At 66.2% G+C, this 21,763-nt stretch carries 19 protein-coding genes and 1 riboswitch; of the genes, 12 read left to right on the top strand and 7 right to left on the bottom strand.

Annotated features, from left to right (window positions below; translation table 11 throughout):
• Positions 1-45 precede the first annotated feature (45 nt).
• Positions 46-579 (top strand): nucleotidyltransferase family protein, encoded by a 534-nt coding sequence (locus tag AB0P23_RS07020; protein ID WP_230595113.1) that lies wholly within the window; start codon positions 46-48, stop codon positions 577-579.
• Here the strand turns inward: AB0P23_RS07020 and AB0P23_RS07015 are convergent.
• A complete protein-coding gene (locus AB0P23_RS07015) occupies positions 576-989 on the bottom strand; it encodes a TIGR03618 family F420-dependent PPOX class oxidoreductase (protein WP_032365855.1) in 414 nt (137 codons plus the stop codon). The genes AB0P23_RS07020 and AB0P23_RS07015 overlap by 4 nt on opposite strands.
• 64 nt (positions 990-1,053) lie before the next feature.
• Here AB0P23_RS07015 and AB0P23_RS07010 point away from each other — a divergent pair, with 64 nt between their 5' ends.
• From AB0P23_RS07010 to AB0P23_RS07000, 3 genes are read left to right on the top strand one after another with little or no spacing between them, the layout of a single operon-like run.
• The gene (locus AB0P23_RS07010) at positions 1,054-1,812 is read left to right on the top strand and encodes an SDR family NAD(P)-dependent oxidoreductase (RefSeq protein ID WP_206497547.1); all 759 of its coding nucleotides are present in this window, start codon (positions 1,054-1,056) and stop codon (positions 1,810-1,812) included.
• A complete protein-coding gene (gene cbiE, locus AB0P23_RS07005; protein ID WP_241257591.1) occupies positions 1,785-3,077 on the top strand; it encodes a precorrin-6y C5,15-methyltransferase (decarboxylating) subunit CbiE in 1,293 nt (430 codons plus the stop codon). Before AB0P23_RS07010 ends, cbiE begins: the two co-directional genes overlap by 28 nt.
• Positions 3,074-3,820 (top strand): cobalt-precorrin-6A reductase, encoded by a 747-nt coding sequence (locus AB0P23_RS07000; RefSeq protein WP_206497548.1) that lies wholly within the window; start codon positions 3,074-3,076, stop codon positions 3,818-3,820. Before cbiE ends, AB0P23_RS07000 begins: the two co-directional genes overlap by 4 nt.
• Here the strand turns inward: AB0P23_RS07000 and AB0P23_RS06995 are convergent.
• From AB0P23_RS06995 to cobG, 3 genes are read right to left on the bottom strand one after another with little or no spacing between them, the layout of a single operon-like run.
• A complete protein-coding gene (locus tag AB0P23_RS06995; RefSeq protein ID WP_032372420.1) occupies positions 3,803-5,296 on the bottom strand; it encodes a precorrin-2 C(20)-methyltransferase in 1,494 nt (497 codons plus the stop codon). The two genes, AB0P23_RS07000 and AB0P23_RS06995, sit on opposite strands and share 18 nt — an antisense overlap.
• Positions 5,293-5,919: a precorrin-8X methylmutase gene (locus tag AB0P23_RS06990; protein ID WP_363797122.1), complete on the bottom strand. Its 627-nt coding sequence runs from the start codon at positions 5,917-5,919 to the stop codon at positions 5,293-5,295. Before AB0P23_RS06990 ends, AB0P23_RS06995 begins: the two co-directional genes overlap by 4 nt.
• A gap of 54 nt (positions 5,920-5,973) precedes the next feature.
• Entirely contained in the window at positions 5,974-7,104 is a 1,131-nt protein-coding gene (gene cobG / locus AB0P23_RS06985) for a precorrin-3B synthase (protein WP_045841901.1), read from the bottom strand.
• A gap of 82 nt (positions 7,105-7,186) precedes the next feature.
• Positions 7,187-7,318, top strand: a riboswitch (cobalamin riboswitch).
• A gap of 67 nt (positions 7,319-7,385) precedes the next feature.
• Between cobG and cobN the strand changes: the two genes are divergently transcribed.
• The 3 genes from cobN (at position 7,386) to AB0P23_RS06970 (ending at position 11,904) form a co-directional block, all read left to right on the top strand.
• Complete coding sequence (gene cobN, locus AB0P23_RS06980; protein ID WP_032372418.1) at positions 7,386-10,991, top strand: cobaltochelatase subunit CobN; 3,606 nt, start codon at positions 7,386-7,388, stop codon at positions 10,989-10,991.
• An 18-nt stretch (positions 10,992-11,009) separates the two neighbouring features.
• Positions 11,010-11,390, top strand: a complete 381-nt coding sequence (locus AB0P23_RS06975; protein ID WP_027497107.1) for a PPOX class F420-dependent oxidoreductase — start codon at positions 11,010-11,012, stop codon at positions 11,388-11,390.
• 88 nt (positions 11,391-11,478) lie between these two features.
• Complete coding sequence (locus AB0P23_RS06970) at positions 11,479-11,904, top strand: VOC family protein (RefSeq protein WP_027497108.1); 426 nt, start codon at positions 11,479-11,481, stop codon at positions 11,902-11,904.
• 39 nt (positions 11,905-11,943) lie between these two features.
• Here AB0P23_RS06970 and AB0P23_RS06965 read toward each other — a convergent pair whose 3' ends face one another.
• Genes AB0P23_RS06965 through AB0P23_RS06955 form a run of 3 tightly spaced genes read right to left on the bottom strand, consistent with a single transcriptional unit; the run spans position 11,944 to position 15,606 of the window.
• Positions 11,944-13,305, bottom strand: a complete 1,362-nt coding sequence (locus AB0P23_RS06965) for a metallopeptidase TldD-related protein (protein WP_032372417.1) — start codon at positions 13,303-13,305, stop codon at positions 11,944-11,946.
• Positions 13,302-14,828, bottom strand: a complete 1,527-nt coding sequence (locus tag AB0P23_RS06960; RefSeq protein WP_032382028.1) for a TldD/PmbA family protein — start codon at positions 14,826-14,828, stop codon at positions 13,302-13,304. Before AB0P23_RS06960 ends, AB0P23_RS06965 begins: the two co-directional genes overlap by 4 nt.
• A 10-nt stretch (positions 14,829-14,838) precedes the next feature.
• On the bottom strand, positions 14,839-15,606 hold the full coding sequence (locus AB0P23_RS06955; protein ID WP_032370548.1) for a TSUP family transporter: 768 nt from the start codon (positions 15,604-15,606) through the stop codon (positions 14,839-14,841).
• Between the two features lie 17 nt (positions 15,607-15,623).
• Here AB0P23_RS06955 and AB0P23_RS06950 point away from each other — a divergent pair, with 17 nt between their 5' ends.
• The 5 genes from AB0P23_RS06950 to lnt all read left to right on the top strand — a co-directional run bounded on the left by AB0P23_RS06950 (position 15,624) and on the right by lnt (position 21,255).
• Positions 15,624-16,784 (top strand): sensor histidine kinase, encoded by a 1,161-nt coding sequence (locus AB0P23_RS06950; RefSeq protein ID WP_032400743.1) that lies wholly within the window; start codon positions 15,624-15,626, stop codon positions 16,782-16,784.
• Positions 16,785-16,800: 16 nt separating this feature from the next.
• A complete protein-coding gene (locus AB0P23_RS06945; protein WP_027497113.1) occupies positions 16,801-17,457 on the top strand; it encodes a response regulator transcription factor in 657 nt (218 codons plus the stop codon).
• 81 nt (positions 17,458-17,538) lie between these two features.
• Positions 17,539-18,075, top strand: coding sequence for an FxsA family protein (locus AB0P23_RS06940; RefSeq protein ID WP_032400742.1), 537 nt, complete (start codon positions 17,539-17,541; stop codon positions 18,073-18,075).
• 17 nt (positions 18,076-18,092) lie between these two features.
• Positions 18,093-19,688: an amidohydrolase gene (locus AB0P23_RS06935; protein ID WP_032400741.1), complete on the top strand. Its 1,596-nt coding sequence runs from the start codon at positions 18,093-18,095 to the stop codon at positions 19,686-19,688.
• Entirely contained in the window at positions 19,678-21,255 is a 1,578-nt protein-coding gene (lnt, locus tag AB0P23_RS06930) for an apolipoprotein N-acyltransferase (RefSeq protein WP_206497549.1), read from the top strand. The genes AB0P23_RS06935 and lnt overlap by 11 nt, the downstream gene beginning before the upstream one ends.
• Positions 21,256-21,763: the final 508 nt, after the last annotated feature.

Here is a 21,763-nt window from a genome sequence, read left to right as displayed (position 1 = left end):
GGCCGCCAAGTAGAGTTCGTCTCCGTCGTCAGGACGAATCCGATTGTGGCCGAGGTACTTCGGCGTGCGCCGCAGCTCGGGCTCTCGGGTTGGTACCTGACGGCGGGCGGTCTGTTCCAAACCGTGTGGAATCACCTCGCCGACCGAGATCTCGGGGCCGGAATTCGCGACTACGACTTTTTCTACTTCGACGACACGGATCTGTCGTACGCCGCCGAGAACGACGTGATCGAGACCGCGGCCGACGTGTTCGCCGACCTCGGGGTCGACGTCGAAGTGCGTAATCAAGCGCGTGTACACCTGTGGTACGAGCAGCATTTCGGAGCGACGTTGGCTTCGTACCGAAGCTCCGAGGATGCCATCGACCACTTCGTGTCGACCACGTGCTGTTTCGGAATCACCGTGGACTCCCACGGTATGGACCGCGTCTATGCCCCACACGGCTTCGAAGACCTGTTCGCCGGGATCGTCCGGCCGAATCCGCGATTACCGATGCGGCACGTCTACGAGGCGAAGGCCGCGCGGTGGACCACCGAATGGCCGAACCTGACCGTTCTACCCTGGCCGACGGACGACTAGCGTCGCAGCAGCGAGCGGCTGCCCAGTACCCGCCGCACCGCTATCTCGACGACGACGCGGGTCGGATTCTCCCGCGGCACTCGATAGCGTCGGGCATAGCGGTTCTCCGCATCGGCGACCGACTCGTGGTCGTCACGAACGGTGGCCGGACCCTCCAACGTCAGCCAGCGGGCACCGTCGATCTGGGTGACGGCGGCGTAGGCACCGCGGCCGGCGTTGATCGCCTTCTGCGACACGTTGTTGGTGATGACACGGGCGACGTGGGCGTCCGCGTCGTAGGTGAACCCGACGGCGACGACATGGGGCGTGCCGTCCGGACGCAACGTCGTCAGCGTGGCGAGGTGCCGTTCGGTGAGGAATTCGATCGCCTCGTCGGTGAGGGCAGTCGCGTCAGCGGGGGTAGCGGCCATGACTCGACTGTAGTGACGTGCCCCGACTGCCACGAGCGGGGCTCGATCGGAGAGACTGTTCGGCGTGAGCAGACGATCTGAACCCGCCTCGGGAACGTTGTTGTTGCTCGGCGGCCGAAGCGAGATCGGTCTCGAGGTCGCCACTCGGCTGGCACCGGGACGAACCGTCGTACTGGCCGCTCGGCGCAGTTCCGACCTGGCGACGCAACGGTCACGTGTGCTGCAGGCAGGCGCGACGACCGTCGATGCGGTCGAGTTCGACGCGAACGCCATGGCCACCCACGAGGAAATCCTGCGCTCCGTCGTGGAACGGCACGGGCCCATCGGGATCGTGGTGTTGGCGTTCGGGATTCTGGGGGATCAGACGCGCGCCGAGGACGACGCCGGGCATGCGCTGGAGGTGATCACGACCGACTTCCTGGCCCAGGCTTCCGTCCTCACCCACGCCGCGAAGGTACTGCGGGCGCAGAAGAGCGGCGATCTGGTGGTCTTCTCGTCCGTCGCGGGTATCCGGGTGAGGCGGGCCAACTACGTCTACGGCTCGGCCAAAGCGGGTCTGGACGGCTTCGCCAGCGGACTGAGCGATTCCCTGCACGGCACCGGCGTCCATCTGTTGCTCGCGCGCCCAGGGTTCGTCATCGGTTCGATGACCGAGGGCATGGACCCGGCACCGATGTCCAGCACACCCGATCAGGTGGCCGCCGCGGTGGTGGCTGCGCTGCGCAGCCGGAAGTCGACGGTGTGGATCCCCGGCACTCTTCGCCCGGTGTTCTTCGCGATGCGACTGCTTCCGCAATGGCTGTGGCGCAGGATGCCGCGCTGATGGCGGAGCCCGACCCTCACCCCATCGCAGTGGTGGGAATCGGCGCGGACGGTTGGGACGGACTGTCTGCTGTCGCACGTGTCGTGGTCGAGCAGGCAGATGTCGTCTTCGGGTCGGCGAGGCAGCTTGCCGGCGTGGTGGACAGGTGCGCCGACGCTCGGGCGTGGCCCAGTCCGTTGCTACCGAGCCTGCGGCCGATGATCGACTCCTGTGACGGCCGGACCGTGTGTGTGCTGGCCAGTGGCGACCCGATGTTTCACGGTATCGGTGTGAGCCTGGCTCGCGAATTCGGCGCCGAACGTCTGAGGGTGTATCCCGCACCGTCGTCGGTCTCGCTCGCCTGTGCGCGTCTGGGCTGGTCGCTCGCGCACACCACGACGGTGTCGCTGGTGAACAGCCCGGTCGAGACCGTCCTCCCGGAACTGGGCCACGGTCGTCGACTTCTCGTACTGAGCCGAGGCAGCTCGACACCGGGTGACGTGTGTGCGCTCCTGCGTGACAACGGTTTCGGTGCCAGCACGGTGAGTGTGCTCGAACAACTCGGCGGCCCGGCCGAACGAGTCACCCGGGGGACGGCGACGGAATCGACGTTCGCCGACGCCGACCCGCTCAACGTCGTCGCGCTCGAATGCGTTCGAGATCGAGGCGCCACCAGACTCACTCGCGTTCCGGGCCTGCCCGATTCGCAGTACACCGGCGACGGTCAGATGACCAAGCAGGAAGTGCGCGCACTGACGCTGTGTGCGTTGGCGCCCGGACCCGGCGAGGTCCTGTGGGACGTCGGCGGGGGCTCGGGGACGATCGCCATCGAATGGATGCGCACCGATCCATCGTGTCGTGCAGTGACATTCGAGTCGTCTGCGGATCGTCGACACCAGATCACAACCAACGCACAACGGCTCGGGGTGCCCGGGTTGGCCGTGCTCGGCACTGCGCCCGGAGCTTTCGACGAGGTCCCCGGCAGTGCAGGCGTTCCGGACGCGGTGTTCGTCGGCGGCGGGGCGACCGAGCCGGACATGATCGAGCGGTGCTGGGCGGCCGTGCGTCCGGGTGGCCGATTGGTCGCCAATTCGGTGACCGCAGAATCGGATTCACTGCTGCTCTCGGCAGCTGCACGATACGGCGGCAGGCTGCGCCGGTTCCAGATCTACCGGGGTGAGCCGTTGGGCTCCTTCACCACCTGGCGACCACAACTGCCGGTCACCCAGTGGTGCGTGACGAAACCCTGGGGTGCGCCCGACGGGGCGGATGCGGACGAGCAGTGAAGGTCCTACTCCTGGGCGGCACGTCCGAATCCAGGCAACTCGCGGCCGCCGTGGCCGGCGTGCCCGGGATCGAGTTGATCACCTCGCTGGCCGGGCGCGTCGCCGAGCCGGCGCCGGTGTCGGGCCATACCAGGATCGGCGGTTTCGGCGGTGCCGACGCATTGGCACAGTGGATTCGAGACAACGCCGTCGACGCACTGGTCGACGCAACGCATCCGTTTGCCGCCACCATCACCGCGCATGCCGACTTCGCTGCTCGGACAACCGGTGTCGCTCATCTCGTGCTGACCCGGCCGCCGTGGATCGCGTCGACGGACGACCGTTGGACCACCGTGGCATCCCTCCCCGAGGCGGCCGCATCGATAGAACCGGGTAGTCGGGTGTTCCTCACCATCGGCAGGCAGGGCGTTCACCATTTCGCCGGAGTCGCCGATGCGTGGTTCCTGATTCGTTCGATAGATCCACCGACCGGTGCCGTTCCCCCTCGCGCCACCCTGGAACTGGGCCGCGGGCCGTTCGACCTCGCGCACGAGTCGGCAATGCTCGCCGACAACCGGATAGACGTGCTGGTCACCAAGAACAGCGGCGGCACGATGACCCGCGCCAAGGTCGACGCGGCGCGATCGGCCTTGATTCCCGTGCTGATGATCTCGCGACCCACCGCCGACACCTCGGCGTCGACGGTCGACGAGGTCGATGCCGCCGCTCGGTGGTTGATCGAACGCCTACGCGTCACTCCCTGACGGGTAGCGCCGCGACGTGAACACTCTCGGACCGCTTCCGGTCTCCACCACCGTCGTCATCGAGGAGCCGACAATGAGCAGGCATCGCATATCGATCGACTCGGGATCGAGTTCGCCGAGGGTCACGGTGCGCACCGATTCCTGCGCACTGCCTACCGCGCGCCCGATCACCACCGGCGTCTCCGGTGAACGATGTTCGAGCAGAACATCTTTCATGGCCGCGACCTGCCAGGTGCGAGTCTTCGAGGCGGGGTTGTAGATCGCGATCGCCATGTCGGCTTCGGCCACTGCCGAGAGCCGTCGGGCCACCACGTCCCAGGGCTTGAGGCGGTCGGAGAGGGAGATGACGGCGTAATCGTGCCCGAGCGGCGCGCCGACGCGGCTGGCAACAGCATTGGCTGCCGTCATTCCCGGGACCACGCGTACCGGTACCGAACTCCACTGCTGTTCGGCTGCAACCTCGATGACCGCTGTCGCCATCGCGAACACACCCGGATCACCCGAGGACACCACAGCGACGCGGCGACCCTGTTTGGCGAGGTCGAGGGCGAATGCCGCGCGCTCGGATTCGACCTTGTTGTCGCTCGCATGCCGAATCTGGCCGGGTCGCTGAGGAACTCGATCGATGTAGGTGATGTATCCGACCAGATCGGTTGCTGCCGCGAGTTCGGCTCGCACTTCGTCCGTCGTCCACACGTCGTCGCCCGGACCGAGACCGACCACGACCACTTCGCCCGTACTGGTGGGAAGTTCGGTTCGATTCGACGGACTCGGCACGACGATCATCGAGAAGTACGGCACGTTGTCCGCGTCGGCGGCATCGAGGACGCGTTGCTCGGCTGTACTGGCCCGCTCGACGTACCGCGCTTCGTCGAGCCTGCCGGATCGTTCCAGTGCATCGAGCACGGTCGGATAGGTTCGACCGAGTTTCATGATGACCGCGGCGTCGGTGCCGCGGAGTCGGCGAGTGAGCTCGTTCACCGGCAAGGTGCCGGGGAGGACGGTGAAAACCTCGTCGCGCTCCACCAGTGGAGTCGCCAGGGCGGCCGATGCAGCACTCACCGAGGTCACGCCGGGAACCACCTCGACCTCGAACCGGTGTGCCAGGCGTTTGTGCATGTGCATGTACGAGCTGTAGAACAGTGGATCGCCCTCGGCCAGAAGCACAACCGATCGGCCGGCGTCGAGATGAGCGGCGAGCCGTGCGGCAGCGGACTCGTAGAACTCGTCGATGGCCCCCTGATACCCACCGGGATGAGCCGTCGCCTCCGTGGTCACCGGATACACCAGGTGTTCCTCGATCTGCCCGTCGCGCATGTAACCGGCCGCGAGGGCGCGCGAGATGCTGCGACCGTGCCGAGCACTGTGGAAGGCGACGACGTCGGCCTCGCCGATCACGCGAGCGGCCTTGACGGTCAACAACTCCGGGTCGCCCGGGCCGACGCCCACTCCCCACAACTTTCCGCTGGAGCTCATTCTTGTTCGCTCGCAATGGCATTGACCGCGGCGACGGTGATGGGGCTGCCACCGCGTCTGCCCCGGACGACCAGATACTCCACGCCGAGTTCGGCGGCGATCAGATCTTCCTTCGACTCCGTCGCGCCGATGAATCCGACCGGGCCGCCGACGATGGCTGCGGGCTTCGGAGCCCCGGCCGCGAGCATTTCCATGAGGTGGAACAGGGCGGTCGGCGCGTTTCCGATCGCGACGACGGCACCGCCCAGCTTGTCACCCCACAACTCCAGCGCTGCAGCGGTTCTCGTGGTGCCCATACTCCGAGCCAAATCCGGTACCCGAGGATCGGACAGGGTGCACAGCACCTCGTTGTCGGCCGGCAGACGGCGACGAGTGATACCGGCGGCAACCATGTTGGCGTCGCACAACACGGGTGCCCCTGCGCGCAGAGCAGTTCGGGCGGACTCCACCACGTCGGGCGTGAAGCCGATCGTCTCGGTCAGGTCGATCTCACCGACAGCGTGAATCATGCGCACGACGACCTGGGCGACGTCCGGGGTGAACCGAGACAGATCCGCTTCGGCACGGATGGTTGCGAAAGACTGGCGGTAGATCTCCGCGCCGTCACGGATGTAGTCGTGCATGCGTGTCACGATAGGGGAGAGGGACCCCTCAGCCGGAAGCCGGTCTCCAGGTGCTCAGGACACCTGGTAGCCGATTCCCGTCGCAATGACGTCGGTCACCTCGCCTTTGGGTCGGCCGCATCGACGCTCGCAACCGGACCAATGCTGCCGCTCGTCCCGTGGCGTCATCCGCGCGTCGACCGCGGCCGCGAGGTCGGCTCGGACGTCGGCGAGGGACTTCTCGCAGCCGGGCGATCCGGTACAGGCACTGACTCGGATCCACGGTGACGCGGCGTCGAAGATCAGGCCCATGGGTGCGAGAACTCGAACGACCTGTTCGGCCGGTTCCTCGTCCAGATCACCCACGATCAGCGATCGCCACGGCGTCACGATCAGCGGACGATCGACGGCCGCGAGGAATTCGGCCAACCGCGCGCCGAGGACGCCGTTGGCCAGACCTGCGCCGAGCGCAACGTGGCCGTCGTCCTGATCGAGCCAGCCGATCGGTGGCACCTCGACCGGCGCGGGCATGGCCAGTACCGGTCCGGCCTGCAACCCGAGCACGTCGACGATGCGCGCGGCACCGCCGTCCAGTTCCGCCAGTCGCCATTCCTTGTGGCGCAACCGGACGAAGGCATCCGCGCAGTCGAGCAGAGTCGAGACCACGTGCTCGCGGTCGACGCGTACACCGCTGTCGCGTCCTGCCAACAGCACTGCAAACGACCCGTCGGCCTGGGCGTACACCCCGAAGTCGGGTTCGAGTCCGCACAGATCCCCACGGCCGTCGTCCAGGGCGAACAATGTTCGGCCGGGTAGTTCGGCGAGCTCGGGGCGAGCGCACACGGCAGCGTCGAGCTCGCCGACGAGACTGCGGACGTCGGTGAGTCCGCCGACCCGGCCCGACAGCGGCGAGGCGAGGATGTTGCGCACGCGCTCGTGCGTCGGAGACGGCAGCAACCCGGCCGCGGCCAACCTGTTCGCGAGCTCGTCCGGGTCCGAGACCGCACGAACCTGGATGTTGCCCCTCGACGTGAGTTCGAGCGAGCCGTCACCGAGCTCGGCCGCGGCCTCGGCCAGGACCTGCATCTGCTCCGGCAGCACGAGGCCGCCCGGGAGCCGGATTCTGGCCAACGGACCGTCCGCCGCTCGGTGCGTCGACAGAGCTCCGGGGCAGCCGTCGGGCACGGACCTACTGGGCGAACTCATGTTCACCAGGCTACAAGTGCCACGGGTGGCCCGATCTCGTCCCGGCACCGGTAGCATTCGATGTTCACGGCTCCGGCCGAGAGGAAACCGGTGAAATCCCGGTACGGTCGCGCCACCGTGACCGCCCTGTAGTTCGTCGAGAGCAGCCCGTCGGGAATGGTTCATGGGACCTGTTCTCGAGGATCGTGCCTTCGGGACGGGGCGGGAGTCGGACCCTCTCACCGACGAGCTCGGACGATTCACCGATCCAGGGGCGCGAAACCCCGAGGAGGGCGTTACCCGTGTTTCTGTTGCTGTCCACATCGGACACCGATCTGCTCAGTGCCCGCGCCAGTGGGGCCGATTTCACGTGGGGCAACCCGTCCCGCCTGCTGGCGGAAGACATCCCGTCGATGGCCGAATCGGCCGAGCTGATCATCGTCCGCATTCTCGGATCGCGTCGCTCGTGGGAGTCGGGAATCGAGGCCGTCCTGGCCACCGGTTTGCCCGTGGTCGTGCTGGGCGGCGAGCAGGCCCCGGATGCGGATCTGATGGAGATCTCCACGGTGCCCGCCAACGTCGCCGCCCAAGCGCACAACTATCTGGCCGAGGGCGGCTCGGGCAATCTGCGGCAGCTGTACAACTTTCTGTCCGACACAGTGCTGCTCACCGGTCACGGTTTCGACGCACCTCGACACCTGCCGACGTGGGGCCACCTCGAGCGGAACTCCGCCCAGCACTCCGACGGCCCGACCGTGGCGATTCTGTACTACCGCGCTCAGCATCTCGCCGGAAATACCACCTACATCGATGCCCTCGCCGCCGCAGTCGAGAACGCCGGGGCGAACGCACTGCCGATCTACTGTGCGTCACTGCGCACGGCGGAAGCCGACTTGCTGGAGACGCTGAAGTCGGCGGATGCCTTGATCGTGACCGTGCTGGCTGCAGGCGGCACCAAACCCGCCGGTGCTTCGGCAGGCGGCGACGACGAAGCCTGGGATGTCGCCGAACTCGCCGCCCTCGACGTTCCGATCCTGCAGGGTCTGTGCCTGACGAGTTCCCGCGCGACGTGGTCCGAGAACGACGACGGACTCTCCCCACTCGACGTGGCCACGCAGGTCGCGGTCCCGGAATTCGACGGCCGCCTCATCACGGTTCCGTTCTCGTTCAAGGAGATCGACGACGACGGCCTGACCACCTACGTTCCGGACCACGAGCGAGCAGCACGCGTTGCCGGCATCGCCGTCCGCCATGCGCGGCTCCGACACATCCCGGCCGCCGACCGCCGAATCGCCCTGATGTTCTCGGCGTATCCCACCAAACATGCCCGCATCGGCAATGCCGTCGGCCTCGACACTCCCGCCAGCGCGATCGCGTTGATGTCGGACATGCGTGAGGCAGGCTACGACCTCGGACCGCTCGAGGGCCCGGATTCGGTGCCCGGTCTGGCGGCCCGAGACGGCGACGCACTGATCCACGCCCTGATCGCCCGTGGCGGTCAGGACCCCAACTGGCTCACCGACGCCCAGCTCGAGGGCAATCCCATTCGTATTTCGGCGGCCCGGTATCGAACCTGGTTCGAGCAGCTTCCCGACGACCTTCGCGAGGGTGTGATCGAACATTGGGGACCGGCACCGGGTGATCTCTACGTCGATCGTTCCGCTGATCCCGACGGTGAGATCGTCATCGCAGCAATGCAATTCGGCAATGTGGTCATCATGGTTCAGCCGCCGCGCGGATTCGGTGAGAAGCCCGTTGCGATCTATCACGACCCGGATCTGCCGCCGAGCCATCACTATTTGGCCGCCTACCGGTGGATCTCCGCAGCCCGCGAGGACGGCGGCTTCGGGGCCGACGCGATGGTTCATCTCGGTAAGCACGGAAACCTGGAATGGCTCCCCGGCAAGACCCTCGGCATGTCCGCCTCCTGCGGCACCGACGCTGCATTGGGCGACTTGCCGCTGATCTATCCCTTCCTGGTCAACGATCCGGGGGAGGGCACACAGGCCAAGCGGCGAGCCCACGCCACTCTCGTCGATCACCTCATCCCGCCGATGGCGCGAGCGGAGAGCTACGGAGACATCTCTCGGCTCGAACAGCTGCTGGACGAACACGCGAACATTTCGGCTCTCGATCCGGCCAAGCTACCGGCCATTCGCCAGCAGATCTGGACACTGATGACCGCGGCACAGATGCACAAGGACCTCGGACTCGACGAGCGTCCCGACGAGGAAGTGTTCGACGACATGCTGCTGCACGTCGACGGATGGCTGTGCGAGATCAAGGACGTGCAGATCCGCGACGGGCTGCACATCCTGGGCCAGGAGCCCGTCGGCGATGCCGAGGTCGAGTTGGTGCTGGCGATGCTGCGCGCTCGGCAGATGTGGGGCGGCGAGCAGACGGTGCCCGGTCTACGCGAAGCTCTCGGGCTCAGCGAGGACGGCGACGAGGAACGCACGCGCGTCGACAGCATCGAGGCCGTCGCGCACGGACTGGTCGCGGCAATGCAAGCGACGCAGTGGAAACCGGCCGAGGCCGAGCGGGTTGCGGGCGAACACGGTGACGTGGTCGCAGAGATTCTGAGGTTCGCCGCCGCCGAGGTGGTACCGCGTCTACGCGGAACTTCCCGCGAGATCGAGCAGGTGTTGCACGCTCTCGACGGCGGGTTCATCGCGGCGGGTCCGAGCGGTTCACCGCTGCGCGGCCTGATCAACGTGCTTCCTACCGGCCGCAATTTCTACTCGGTCGACCCGAAGGCCGTGCCGTCGAAACTGGCGTGGGAGACCGGTCAGGCGATGGCAGAATCCCTGCTCGCACGCTACCGCCAGGATCACGGCGAGTGGCCGAAATCCGTCGGTCTCTCGGTGTGGGGCACCTCGGCCATGCGCACCTCGGGCGACGACATCGCCGAGGTGTTCGCTCTGCTCGGAGTCTCCCCGGTGTGGGACGAGGCCTCGCGCCGGGTGACGCGCCTCGAGGTGATCGACCTCGACGAGCTCGGCCGCCCTCGCATCGATGTGACGGTTCGGATCAGTGGATTCTTCCGTGACGCGTTTCCGCACGTGCTCGCCCTTCTCGACGACGCGGTTCGGATGGTGGCTGCGTTGGACGAGGAGCCCGAGCAGAACTACGTCCGTGCACACGCGCAGGCCGATCTGGCCGAACACGGTGACGAACGACGTTCTACGACACGCATTTTCGGGTCGAAGCCAGGAACGTACGGCGCCGGGTTGCTTCAGCTGATCGACAGCAAGACGTGGCGCAGCGACGACGACCTCGCTCAGGTGTACACCACCTGGGGCGGCTTCGCCTACGGCCGCGGACTCGACGGAGTACCCGCGTCGGACGACATGCGCACTGCGTACAAGCGTATTGCCGTGGCCGCCAAGAACACCGATACACGTGAGCACGACATCGCCGATTCCGACGACTACTTCCAGTACCACGGAGGCATGGTCGCGACGGTGCGCGCGCTGACCGGAAAGTCGCCCGAGGCATACATCGGTGACAGCACGCGGCCGGAATCGGTTCGCACGCGCACACTCTCGGAAGAAACCGCCCGCGTCTTCCGCGCTCGGGTCGTCAACCCTCGGTGGCTCGAAGCCATGCGCAGGCACGGCTACAAGGGTGCGTTCGAGATGGCGGCGACCGTGGACTACCTGTTCGGTTACGACGCCACCACCGATGTGGTGCAGGACTGGATGTACGAGAAGTTGGCCGAGACCTATGTGCTCGACGAGCAGAACCAGAAGTTCATGCAACAGTCCAATCCCTGGGCACTGCACGGTATTGCCGAACGACTGCTCGAGGCCGCGGAGCGCAAGATGTGGGCCGAGCCGGACAAGCAGGTTCTCGACGGCTTGCGCCAGGTGTACCTGGAAACCGAAGGTGAGCTCGAGGGGGAGTAGCGACGTACCCTTCTCGGTATGACTGCCACCTTCGAGGACATTGCCAAGGGCAAGTACGTACTGCTGACGACGTTCAAGAAGGACGGCACCGCCGTACCGACCCCGCTCTGGGGTGCGCTCGACGGTGATCGTCTGCTCGTGTGGACGGTGTCGGATTCGTGGAAGGTCAAGCGCATTCGCCGTAACTCGAAGGTTCTGCTCGCACCGTGCGACATGCGCGGCAAACCCCAGGGCGACGCGGTCGACGCGACAGCCGAGATCCTCGATGCAGCCGGCACCGAGAAAGCGCGCGCGGCGATAGTGTCGAAGTACGGCATCCTGGGCTGGCTCACCGTGAAGGGCAGCGTTCTTCGAAGGGGCAAGAGCGGCTCGGTCGGGCTCGCGATCACTCCCGCGTAACCGGTCTGCACGACGACACCATCGTTGGTATGCGCAGTTCCGAATGCTTCATGAGGCGGCTTCCCCTGCTGCCGGAACGGAGCACCACGTGCCTATTGCAGTGACCGATTACAACCATGTCCGACTCACCGTCAGTGACATCGACCGATCCCGATCGTTCTACGACTCGGTGTTCGGCTTCGAGGTGGCCTACGCCTGGGATCCCGACGCGGACGAGGAGACCAAGAAAGCCCTGTGGTTCCTCTTCGGCGGCGTGATCTACAAGTTCGGCGGGGGTTTGCTCGGTCTGCGCCCGGTCGCGCCGAGCGACGACACCTTCGCCGAAGATCGTTGTGGGCTGGACCACCTCAGCTTCACCGTCGATACCCGTGCCGCGCTCGAGGATGCAGTCAAGACGCTCGATGAGCTCGGCATCGCGCACGAGGGCATCAAGGACGCAGGGCCCGGACTGTCCATCGTGGAGTTCCGCGACCCCGACAACATCGCTCTCGAGTTGTCCGGACCCGACAAGTAACGGTCGGACGCAGGGCCTGCGGGAACGACCCCGCAGACCCTATTGCGCGGCGCTGACCGAGGACATGTGAAAGTCCGGAATGCGCAGCGGCGGCATTGCCGTGCGAGTGAACCAGTCCTTCCACTCGCGCGGCAGTGTCGCCTCGGTCCGTCCGGCCTCGGTGACACGTCGCAACAGATCCAGAGGACTCTCGTTGAACCGGAAGTTGTTGACGGCTCCGATGATCCGGCCGTCCTCGATGGCGTAGACACCGTCGCGGGTGAGACCCGTGAGCAGCAACGAGGTCGGATCGACCTCTCGGATGTACCACAGTGTCGTCAGTAACAGCCCGCGCTCGGTCGACGCGACCATCGCGTCGATCCCGGTGTCGCTGCCGCCGGTGAGGATCAGATTCTCCCCGGGGACGGCAACGGGTACCTCGAACTTCCGGGCTCCGGCGCGTGTATAGGCCAGTGCTGCGATCGCGCCGTCCCGGATCCAATCGACCCGGTCGATGCCGAGACCGTTGTCGAACACCGACACCGCATCACTGGAGGAGCCCGCCGCGACGAACGGCGCGTACCCGAGACCGGGCTCGCGCGGGTCGGAGTGCAGCGTCAGCGGCAGCTCGGTGAGCTTCTCGCCGACTCGGGTGCCACCGGCCCGCGAGAGTGCGGTGCGCCCCTCCTGGGCCCCGCGCCCCTCCATGGTCCACATCAGGTAGATCATCAGATCGGCCACGGCGGAGGGCGGCAACACCGTGTCGTACCGACCGGCGGGACGCTCCACGGTGTTCTGCGCCCAGCCCAGCCTGGTGGACAATTCTCCGAGCATCGATGCCGCCGACACGTCGCGAAAATCGGCTGTACCTTTTCCCACCCAGGCACTCGCCCCGGACCGCTTTCCGTTGACTTCGATCGACCCGGTCGGCTGTGTGAACGTGCGTCGCACTCCGGTCGAGGTTCCGAGCCACACGTTGTCGACGCGATGCTCGGCGAATCCGTACAACGTGTCTCGGCCGTCGAATCCGACGTTCAGTTCCGTTGCCAGCGAACCGAACACGTCGATCGACGTGGCCTGCGCGTGTCGATCCCAGCCGTCCGGCTCGGAATCGGGGGTCAGCAGCGGCATCGCGTCGTCCGCAGGCTCGGCGGCGCGGGCCGCTGCTTCACTGGCACGCACGACGTCCGCGATCTCGCTCGGATCGACACTGGTGGACGACACCGAACCCACCCGCGCCACGTCCCCGTTCCGGACGATGGACACCACCACCCACTGCCTCGAAGTGGAGACGCCGTTCGTGGTCATCGAATTGCCCGCCCACCGAAGCGTCGCGTCGCTGGAGTCGGTGACGAGGACGACGGTGTCGTCGACGTTCGCACACGCCAACGCACGTTCGATCACCTGCTGCGGCTCGATCATCGACCTGCCTCCGATCGGGTGTTGAGGACGTTGACCCCGCGGAACAGTGCGACCGGGCAACCGTGACTGACCGCGGCGACCTGACCGGGTTGGGCCTTGCCGCAGTTGAATGCCCCACCGAGTTTCCAGGTGGAGCGACCTCCGAGCAGTTCCATCGAACCCCAGAAATCCGTCGTCGTCGCTTGATAGGCGACGTCGCGCACCTGGCCGTCGAGCACACCGTTTCGAATCCGGTAGAAGCGTTGTCCGGTGAACTGGAAGTTGTACCGCTGCATATCGATCGACCACGATTTGTCGCCGACCACGTAGATACCGTCCTCGACCGCGGCGATGACCTCCTCGGTCGACCGGTCGGTGTCGGGATCGGGCTGCAACGACACGTTCGCCATGCGTTGGATCGGAACGTGATGTGCGGAGTCGGCGTAGGAGCATCCGTTGGACCGTTCCAGTCCGAGCCTCGGGGCGAAGACCCGATCGAGTTGGTAGCCGACGAGTGTTCCGTCGCGAACCAGATCCCACTTCTGCGCGGCCACGCCGTCGTCGTCGTAGCCGATACTGGCGAGACCGTTCACCTCGGTCCGGTCTGCGGTGACGTGCATGATGGGTGAGCCGTAACGCAAGGTTCCGAGCTGATCGGGTGTGGCGAAGGACGTCCCGGCGTAGGCGGCCTCGTACCCGATCGCTCGGTCGTATTCCGTTGCGTGTCCGATGGATTCGTGGATGGTGAGCCACAGGTTGGTGGGATCGATGACGAGATCCGTCGGACCTGCCACCACCGACGGGGCCTTGACCTTCTCGGCCAGCCACTCCGGGATGCGCGCGAGTTCGTCCGCCCAGTCCCACGTGCTGTGTTCACCGAGGTATTCCCAGCCGCGTCCGACCGGCGGTGCCAATGTCCGCATCGAATCGAACGCACCGGCCGCTCGGTCCACGGCAGTGGCCTCGAACTGAGGGTGTAGTCGTACCCGTTGCTGAGTGATCGAGCTGCCCGCCGAATCGGCATAGAACGACTGTTCCTTGACCTGCAGCACCGACGCCGTGACGTGGTCGACGCCGTCGGAGGCGGACAACCTGGCCGAGTACTCGGCCAGCAGCGCCACTTTGTCGGTGGTGGGAACGTCGAACGGGTCGATCTCGTACTGCGAGACCCAGACCGCGTCCGAGTACACCGGTTCGGGCGCGAGTTCGACCCGTTCGCGGTTGAGCACGCGTAACGCCGTCGCCACCTCGGCCGCACGCCGCGCCGTGGTGGCAGCCGCGTCGGTACTCAGCTCGGCGTGAGAGGCGAAACCCCAGGTGCCGTCGACGACCACGCGCACCGCCAACCCGATTTCCCCCGCGTCGACGGCGGATTGCACCGAGCCGTCGCGCAGTGAAATCGACTGGGTCGTCAGCCGCTGCACCCGGAAGTCCGCATGCGAGGCTCCGGCCGTGCGCGCCGCGCTCAGGGCCGCGTCGGCAAGTTCTCGCAGGGGGAGGGCGAGGAAATCGGCGTCGACCGACCGGTCCGATGGTGTCGTCACGACTGTGACGCTAGCCGAATTGTTGCCAGCCGAGGCGTAGGACCATGCCGATCACGACGACGAGCAACACGATCCTGACGAAGCCTGCACCCCTGGCGACCGCCGTCCTCGAACCGAGTACCGCACCGACGACATTGCAGGCGGCCATCGCAGCACCGAGTTGCCAGTACACACTGCCGGTGAATGCGAAGTAGGTCAGCGCACCGACATTGGAGCCGACGTTGATCACCTTTGCCATCGCGGCGCTGCGGACGAATTCGGTGCCCAGCATCGTCGCGAAGACGATGATGAGGAAGGTGCCGGTGCCGGGTCCGAGAATGCCGTCGTAGAACCCGATGCCGGCTGCGGCGAGACCGATCACGATCAGAACTTTGCGATGGGTCGGGGGCGACGGTGCCGCGGTACGACCGATGGTCGGTCGGCAGGTCACCAGTACCGCAACGCCGACCAGCACGACCATGATGATCGGCACGAAGAGGTCGCGGTCGATCAACGACACCGCGGCAGCGCCCGCCGCCGAGGTCGTCGCCGCGATCGCGCCGGCAGGAACGAGCACCTTCCAGTCGAGCGAGACCTTGCGGGCGAACGTGACGACGGCGGCGACTGTTCCGAAGACTGCGGTCGCCTTGTTGGTCGCGAGGGCTGCCTGCTGTGTCAGTTGCGGTGCCACGAGCAAGATCGCCGGCAACAGAATGAGACCGCCGCCGCCGACCACGGCGTCGACCCATCCTGCTGCCGTCGCGGCGGCCATCAACAATCCCCAGTCCGCGACAGTCATACGGCAAACTCAATCACATGCGTCGATTCAGCCTGTGGCTCCGTGGCCAACCGTTCGTGGCCGACGCACTGCTCGCCAGTGGGCTTTTCGTCATCGAGATTCTCGTTTTCGTGAGTTCGGCCGACGGCCTGAACGGGCCGTTGTTTCTGGCCTTCTCGGTGGTCCTGACCGTTCCCGTCGCGTGGCGGCGTCGGTTCCCCAGGTCCGTGGCGGCCGTGGCGCTCGTGTCGACGTTCGTCGCCGACGTGTGGGGAGCCATGGTCGGGGATACCTCCAACGGCCATCCGGCCGCACTGGCGTTGCCGATCATGCTCTACACCCTGGTGGCCTACGTCGGCCGCGCACAGGGGGCCGTCTACGCCGCCGGTGTGGCCGCCTACTCGGTGTCGTCGTTGTTGCTCTTCCACCAGCCGTTGTTCACGACGCTGCTGTTCAGCGCTCTGCTGTACGCACTGTCGTGGGTCGCTGCCGAATTCCTCGGTGCCCGACGCGCATACGACGAGGCGATGGAGGCCCGACTGATCGTGGCCGAGTACGACCGGGATCGCCGCGCCGAGGAGGCCGTGCTCATGGAAAGAACACGCATCGCGCGCGAGCTGCACGATGTCGTCGCCCACGGGGTGAGCGTGATGGTGGTCCAGGCCGACGGGGCGTCGTATGCCATCCGGCGCAACCCCGAACGTGCCGAGCAGGCGGTGGCCAACATCTCGGCGACGGGCCGGCAGGCGCTGGCCGAACTGCGTAGAACGGTCGCACTGCTGCGAACGACCCCCGACGCGGACGACATGCCCGAGTACGGCACGGCCGGTCTGGCCCGCGTCGTGGAAATGATGAGTCGAGCGGGCCTGAACGTCGAGTTGGAACAGACGGGCAATCTCGACGACATCAGTCCGGCGATCAGTCTCGGCGTACACCGACTCGTCCAGGAATCGCTGACGAACGTTCTTCGGCACGCCGGCCATGCCCCACGAGCCGTCGTGCGGGTCGCACGCGAAGCAGACACCGTCACCGTCGAGATCTCCGACAACGGCACCGGCAGTGCGGCGCCACCGACCCGTGGCGGAGGACACGGACTGGTGGGGATGCGGGAGCGAGTCGCGGTGTTGCAGGGCACGTTGCAGGTCGGTCGAACACCCCAGGGCTCCTGGCTCGTGCGGGCGAGACTGCCGATCGAGTAGGCGTTAGGTTGTGTCGGTGCCGATCACCGTTGTCGTCGTGGACGACCAGGAACTGATGCGAATGGGCCTGAACATGGTGCTCGAAGCCCAGGACGACATCGAGGTGATCGGTGAAGCGTCCGACGGCTCCGGTGCCATCGAAGCCGTGGCACGGTTGGCGCCCGCCGTGGTCTTGATGGACGTCCGCATGCCCGGGATCGACGGGGTCTCCGCCACTCGAGCGATCACCGAATCGGGATCGGACACCAGGGTTCTGGTCATGACGACGTTCGATCTCGACGAGCACGTACTCGGTGCGCTCAGGGCAGGAGCCAGTGGATTTCTGCTCAAGGACACACCGCCCGAGGATCTGGTATCCGCGATTCGGAGCGTGGCTGCGGGTGACGCCGTCGTATCACCGAAAGTCACGAAGAGGCTGTTGTCGCGGTTCGTCGAGCGCACCGAGCCGGCCGTCGACCCATCGGTACTGGACGGCCTGACCGGGCGTGAGCGAGAGGTCATGGCGCACCTGGCAACCGGGCTGTCCAATGCCGAGATCGCGACGGTGTTGCACCTGTCCGAGGCGACCATCAAGACCCACATCGGCCGAATACTGACCAAACTGGGAGTACGTGACCGAGTGCAAGCCGTCGTACTCGCCTACGAATCCGGCCTCGTCAGACCCGGATCCTGAGAATCTCCAGGCAAACAGGACGCATCGGGAGAAAAACGACTGTGCCGGACGTTGTACGGACCAAGCGAAGAAAGGACCGTCATGCTCGCTCTGTTCGTGCTCTACGTCGTGGTCGAGGTTGCAGCCCTGGTCGCTGTGGGCAGTGCACTCGGTGTGCTGTGGACCGTGGTGCTGCTCATCGCCGGATCGTTGGTCGGTTCGTTGCTGGTCCGTTCGCAAGGCCGGCGGGTACTGGACGGCCTGCGACGCGCATCGCAGGGTGAACGCTCGGCCGAGGGAGCCGTGGCCGACGGCGCACTCTTCGCTGCAGGGTCGGTGGCCATGTTCGTGCCCGGCCTGGTGACCACGGTGGTAGGCCTGTTGCTGTTGATCCCACCGACTCGCTGGCTGCTCCGGCCTGCCGTGCTGTGGGCGGCCGCGCGGTGGCTGCCCCGAGTCGCGGCGTCCACTCGGCGCATGCGCCCCACGGTCATCGACGGTGAGGTACTCGACGACCGTACGGCCGACGAGAATCGCGGACCACGAACCACCGGGCCGTCGCTCGTTCTCGAGGGTGAGGTGATCGACCCGGGCCGCGTCGATCCCGCTGCCGGGGATTTCCCCAAGCCCCACCGGTAGGGGCAGACTGGTCGCTCGTGACCACCGAATTGTTCTGCGGCGGACGGATCTACAGTCCTTCGGCTCCCGATGCCACCGCCATGGCCGTGACCGACGGAATCATCAGCTGGATCGGTGAGGATCGCACCGGAAGAGCCTTGCACCCCGGCGTTCCCATCACCGATCTGGCCGGTTCTTTCGTTGCTCCGGCGTTCGTGGACACGCACGTTCACGTGACCGACCTCGGACTGTCGCTGATCGGCCTGGACCTGAGCCGGTCCACGTCGATCGAAGAGTGCCTGCGCATGGTGCGAGAACATGCGGCATCCTCGGAAGACGAACTGCTCTGGGGTCACGGTTGGGACGAGTCGACCTGGTCCGAACAACGTCCTCCCACCACCGCCGAACTCGATGCGGCTGCTCCCGGACGAGCGGTGTACCTCACCCGAGTCGACTCGCATTCTGCCGCCGTATCCACCCGGTTGCGGTTCGCCGCGTCCGCTGCCGACGCCACTTCCGGCTACTCCGAACAGTCTCCACTGACCGCAGACGCGCACCATCGTGCTCGGCAGACCGCTCGCTCGCTGCTCACCGCCGACACCCGACGCCGAGCAAGGGCTGCTGCGCTGGACGACGCCGCGGCGCACGGGATCGTCGCGGTTCACGAATGTGCGGGACCGGTGGTGTCGGGCATCGACGATTTCCGCGAACTCATGAACACCGAGCACGGCGTCGAAATACGCGGCTACTGGGGCGAGCTGGCAGATACCGCCGAACGCGCCCGTGAGTTGCTCGAAGAGACCGGTGCCCACGGATTGGCAGGCGATATCTTCGTCGACGGATCCCTCGGGTCGCACACCGCATGGTTGAGCTCGCCGTACGCCGATGGTCCCGGAACCGGTGTGTCGTACGCAGATGTCGACGCCATAGCTGCACACATCGCCGCCTGCACGACGGCCGGAATTCAGGCCGGCTTCCACGTCATCGGCGACGCCGCTGTGTCGGCCGCCGTCACTGCATTCGGCCGGGTGGTCGCCGATCTGGGCACACCCGCCGTCGCGTCCTGCGGACACCGGCTCGAGCACGTGGCAATGGTGTCCGCGCAGCAAGCCGACCTGTTGGCGTCGTGGGGCGTCATCGCCAGCATGCAGCCGGCGTTCGACGCGGCGTGGGGCGGAGCCGACGGCCTCTACGCCGCGCGTCTGGGTGCCGAGCGCGCTGCCGAACTCCATCCGTTCGCACGCCTGGCGTCTGCGGGAGTCTCGCTGGCGTTCGGCTCCGATGCGCCGGTGACGTCCCTCGATCCGTGGGCGACGGTCCGCGCTGCGGCGAACCACCGCACTCCGGGGAGCTCGGTGTCGCCCCGTGCTGCGTTCTCGGCTGCGACGCGCGGTGCATGGCGGGCGGGGGGAGTGCGCGACGGTTTGGCCGGAACACTGGTGCCGGGAGCCCCCGCGTCCTTTGCGGTGTGGGACGTGGACGAGCTCGTCGTGCGAGCACCGAAGGACAGCGTTCAACGGTGGTCGACCGACCCCCGTGCGGGCGTGGCACCGCTGCCCAGCCTCGAGGCGTCGTCCGTCGGTCCCCGCTGCTCGATGACGGTGCACCGTGGACGGGTCGTTCATGAGCAGTGAGAACCCCTCGACCGCGCGACTGACCCGGCTGTACGGACCTGCGCTGTCGACCGTCCTGGCTGCCGTTGCCGGCGCGCTCGTCTTCGCCAGTTTTCCGCCGCGAACGCTCTGGTTTCTGGCACCCATCGGCATCGCAGTACTGGCACTGGTTCTGACGGGGTTCGGCGGCCGCCGATCGGTGTCGCTGAAAGGCGGATTCGGATACGGCTACGTGGCCGGCCTCGCCTTCTTCGTTCCTCTGCTCCCGTGGATCGGCGTCTACGTCGGCCCGGTGCCGTGGCTCGCGCTGGCCGCAGCCGAATCGGTGTTCCTCGGTCTGTTCGGTATGACGGCCGTGCTGGTTGCGCGGAGCGCGTGGTGGCCGCTGTCGATGGCCCTGATGTGGAGCGCCGCCGAGTGGCTTCGGTCGAGCGTTCCTTTCGGAGGGTTTCCGTGGGGCCGGCTGGCGTTCGGACAACCCGAGGGCTGGTTGCTTCCGTTGGCGAGCATCGGAGGCGCACCGCTGCTCAGTTTCGGGGTCGCGCTCACCGGTACCGGACTGGCCGCGCTGGTGCTGACACTCACGCGTCGCGTCACCGCCCGATCGCTCGTCGGACCGGTCGTGACCACGGCGATCGCATCGATCGCTGCGGTGTCGCTGATCCCGACTCTGCACACGAACGACACCGGGGACGGCGATCGCACGGCGACGATCGCTGCCATTCAGGGCAGTGTTCCTCGCCTGGGGCTGGACTTCAACGCGCAGCGACGCGCGGTACTGGACAACCATGTGCGCGAGACGATGGCGCTGGCCGCCGATGTCGACGCGGGCAGGCAACCCGCGCCGGATCTCGTCGTGTGGCCGGAGAACGCATCGGATATCGACCCGCTGCGCAACTCCGACGCTGCGACGCTCATCACGCAGGCGTCGGTTGCCGTCGGTGCCCCGATTCTTGTGGGCACCGTCCTGGTCAACGCGAACAACACGAACACCAATTCCGTCATCGCGTGGAACGGTGCCGACGGACCAGGGGAGCGGCACGACAAGAAGATCATTCAGCCCTTCGGTGAATACTTGCCGTACCGAAGTTTTTTTCGGCTGTTTTCGGAATACGCCGATCGAGCGGGCTATTTCGTTCCTGGAAATGGAAACGGTGTCGTACACGCTGCAGGAATAGCGGCCGGAATAGCCACGTGTTACGAAGTCGCATTCGATCGGGCCCTCGACGAGTCCGTTCGTTCGGGTGCGCAATTCATCGCGATCCCCACCAACAACGCCACGTTCGGCGATACCGAAATGACGTATCAACAGCTGGCGATGTCGCGGGTGCGAGCCGTCGAACACGGACGCACCGTCGTGGTTGCCGCGACGAGCGGCGTCAGTGCCGTAGTCGGACCCGAGGGGAACGTCCTGCAGCAAACCCCGCTCTTCGAGCCGGATGTACTGGTATCGACGGTCGAACTGCGGAGCTCGCTCACACCGGCAACACGCATCGGTTTCGGCGCGGAGCTGGCGCTGATTCTGGCCGCGGCATTGGGGTTGATCGCGACGCTCGTCGGCGTCCGACGTCGACGGCTTCGGGAATGAAACAGTCGTCAAGTTCGTTCGGGTCGGTATTCGGCGCATCGACGGTCCGAATCACAATCATTCGTTCGATGTAAAAACGGCGGTCGGGTGGCGCACACAAGCGATCTTGTAACAAGCTTCCCCGAACAATCGATGCCCACTAGGACTACCGCACAAAAGAACTTCGCCGATGTTGTATCTTTGTAAGCCGCTGGAGGTGTTGGAGGTCCAGGATGCGGCCGCCGTCGTGCCCCCGAACGCCGCCTCGGTCACGATGTCAGGGGAGCGAACAATCGGCATCGATGCCGCGTCCGGATCGAGCGCCTGACAGGGAGGGGGAACCGTGTTCCTGAGTTCACGGACACCGTCGATCGGCTCTACTTCGCGTGAGGTTCCCGCGATGCAGCCCGCCCGGTGAAAACGGGGTTCTTCCCTGTTTCAATCCGACAAGCTCCAGGCGACGAATCCAAACAGCCCCACAACCGCCATCGAGTGTGTGTGGACCGATACGAACGCAGACCAGAACGGA

The organism is Rhodococcus sp. NPDC077669 (genome assembly GCF_040686915.1).
Lineage (GTDB): Bacteria > Actinomycetota > Actinomycetes > Mycobacteriales > Mycobacteriaceae > Rhodococcoides > Rhodococcoides fascians.
Note: the sequence above shows the minus strand (reverse complement) of the source record. Positions and strands in the feature narration are given on the sequence as shown.

Excerpts from the sequence above, each read along its gene's own strand:
- AB0P23_RS07015 (WP_032365855.1), bottom strand. The coding sequence starts at position 989 with ATGGCCGCTACCCCCGCTGACGCGACTGCCCTCACCGACGAGGCGATC.
- cbiE (WP_241257591.1), top strand. The coding sequence starts at position 1,785 with ATGGCTGTGGCGCAGGATGCCGCGCTGATGGCGGAGCCCGACCCTCAC.
- AB0P23_RS06995 (WP_032372420.1), bottom strand. The coding sequence starts at position 5,296 with ATGAGCTCCAGCGGAAAGTTGTGGGGAGTGGGCGTCGGCCCGGGCGAC.
- AB0P23_RS06990 (WP_363797122.1), bottom strand. The coding sequence starts at position 5,919 with ATGCACGACTACATCCGTGACGGCGCGGAGATCTACCGCCAGTCTTTC.
- cobG (WP_045841901.1), bottom strand. The coding sequence starts at position 7,104 with ATGAGTTCGCCCAGTAGGTCCGTGCCCGACGGCTGCCCCGGAGCTCTG.
- AB0P23_RS06975 (WP_027497107.1), top strand. The coding sequence starts at position 11,010 with ATGACTGCCACCTTCGAGGACATTGCCAAGGGCAAGTACGTACTGCTG.
- AB0P23_RS06965 (WP_032372417.1), bottom strand. The coding sequence starts at position 13,305 with ATGATCGAGCCGCAGCAGGTGATCGAACGTGCGTTGGCGTGTGCGAAC.
- AB0P23_RS06955 (WP_032370548.1), bottom strand. The coding sequence starts at position 15,606 with ATGACTGTCGCGGACTGGGGATTGTTGATGGCCGCCGCGACGGCAGCA.
- AB0P23_RS06950 (WP_032400743.1), top strand. The coding sequence starts at position 15,624 with ATGCGTCGATTCAGCCTGTGGCTCCGTGGCCAACCGTTCGTGGCCGAC.
- AB0P23_RS06940 (WP_032400742.1), top strand. The coding sequence starts at position 17,539 with ATGCTCGCTCTGTTCGTGCTCTACGTCGTGGTCGAGGTTGCAGCCCTG.
- lnt (WP_206497549.1), top strand. The coding sequence starts at position 19,678 with ATGAGCAGTGAGAACCCCTCGACCGCGCGACTGACCCGGCTGTACGGA.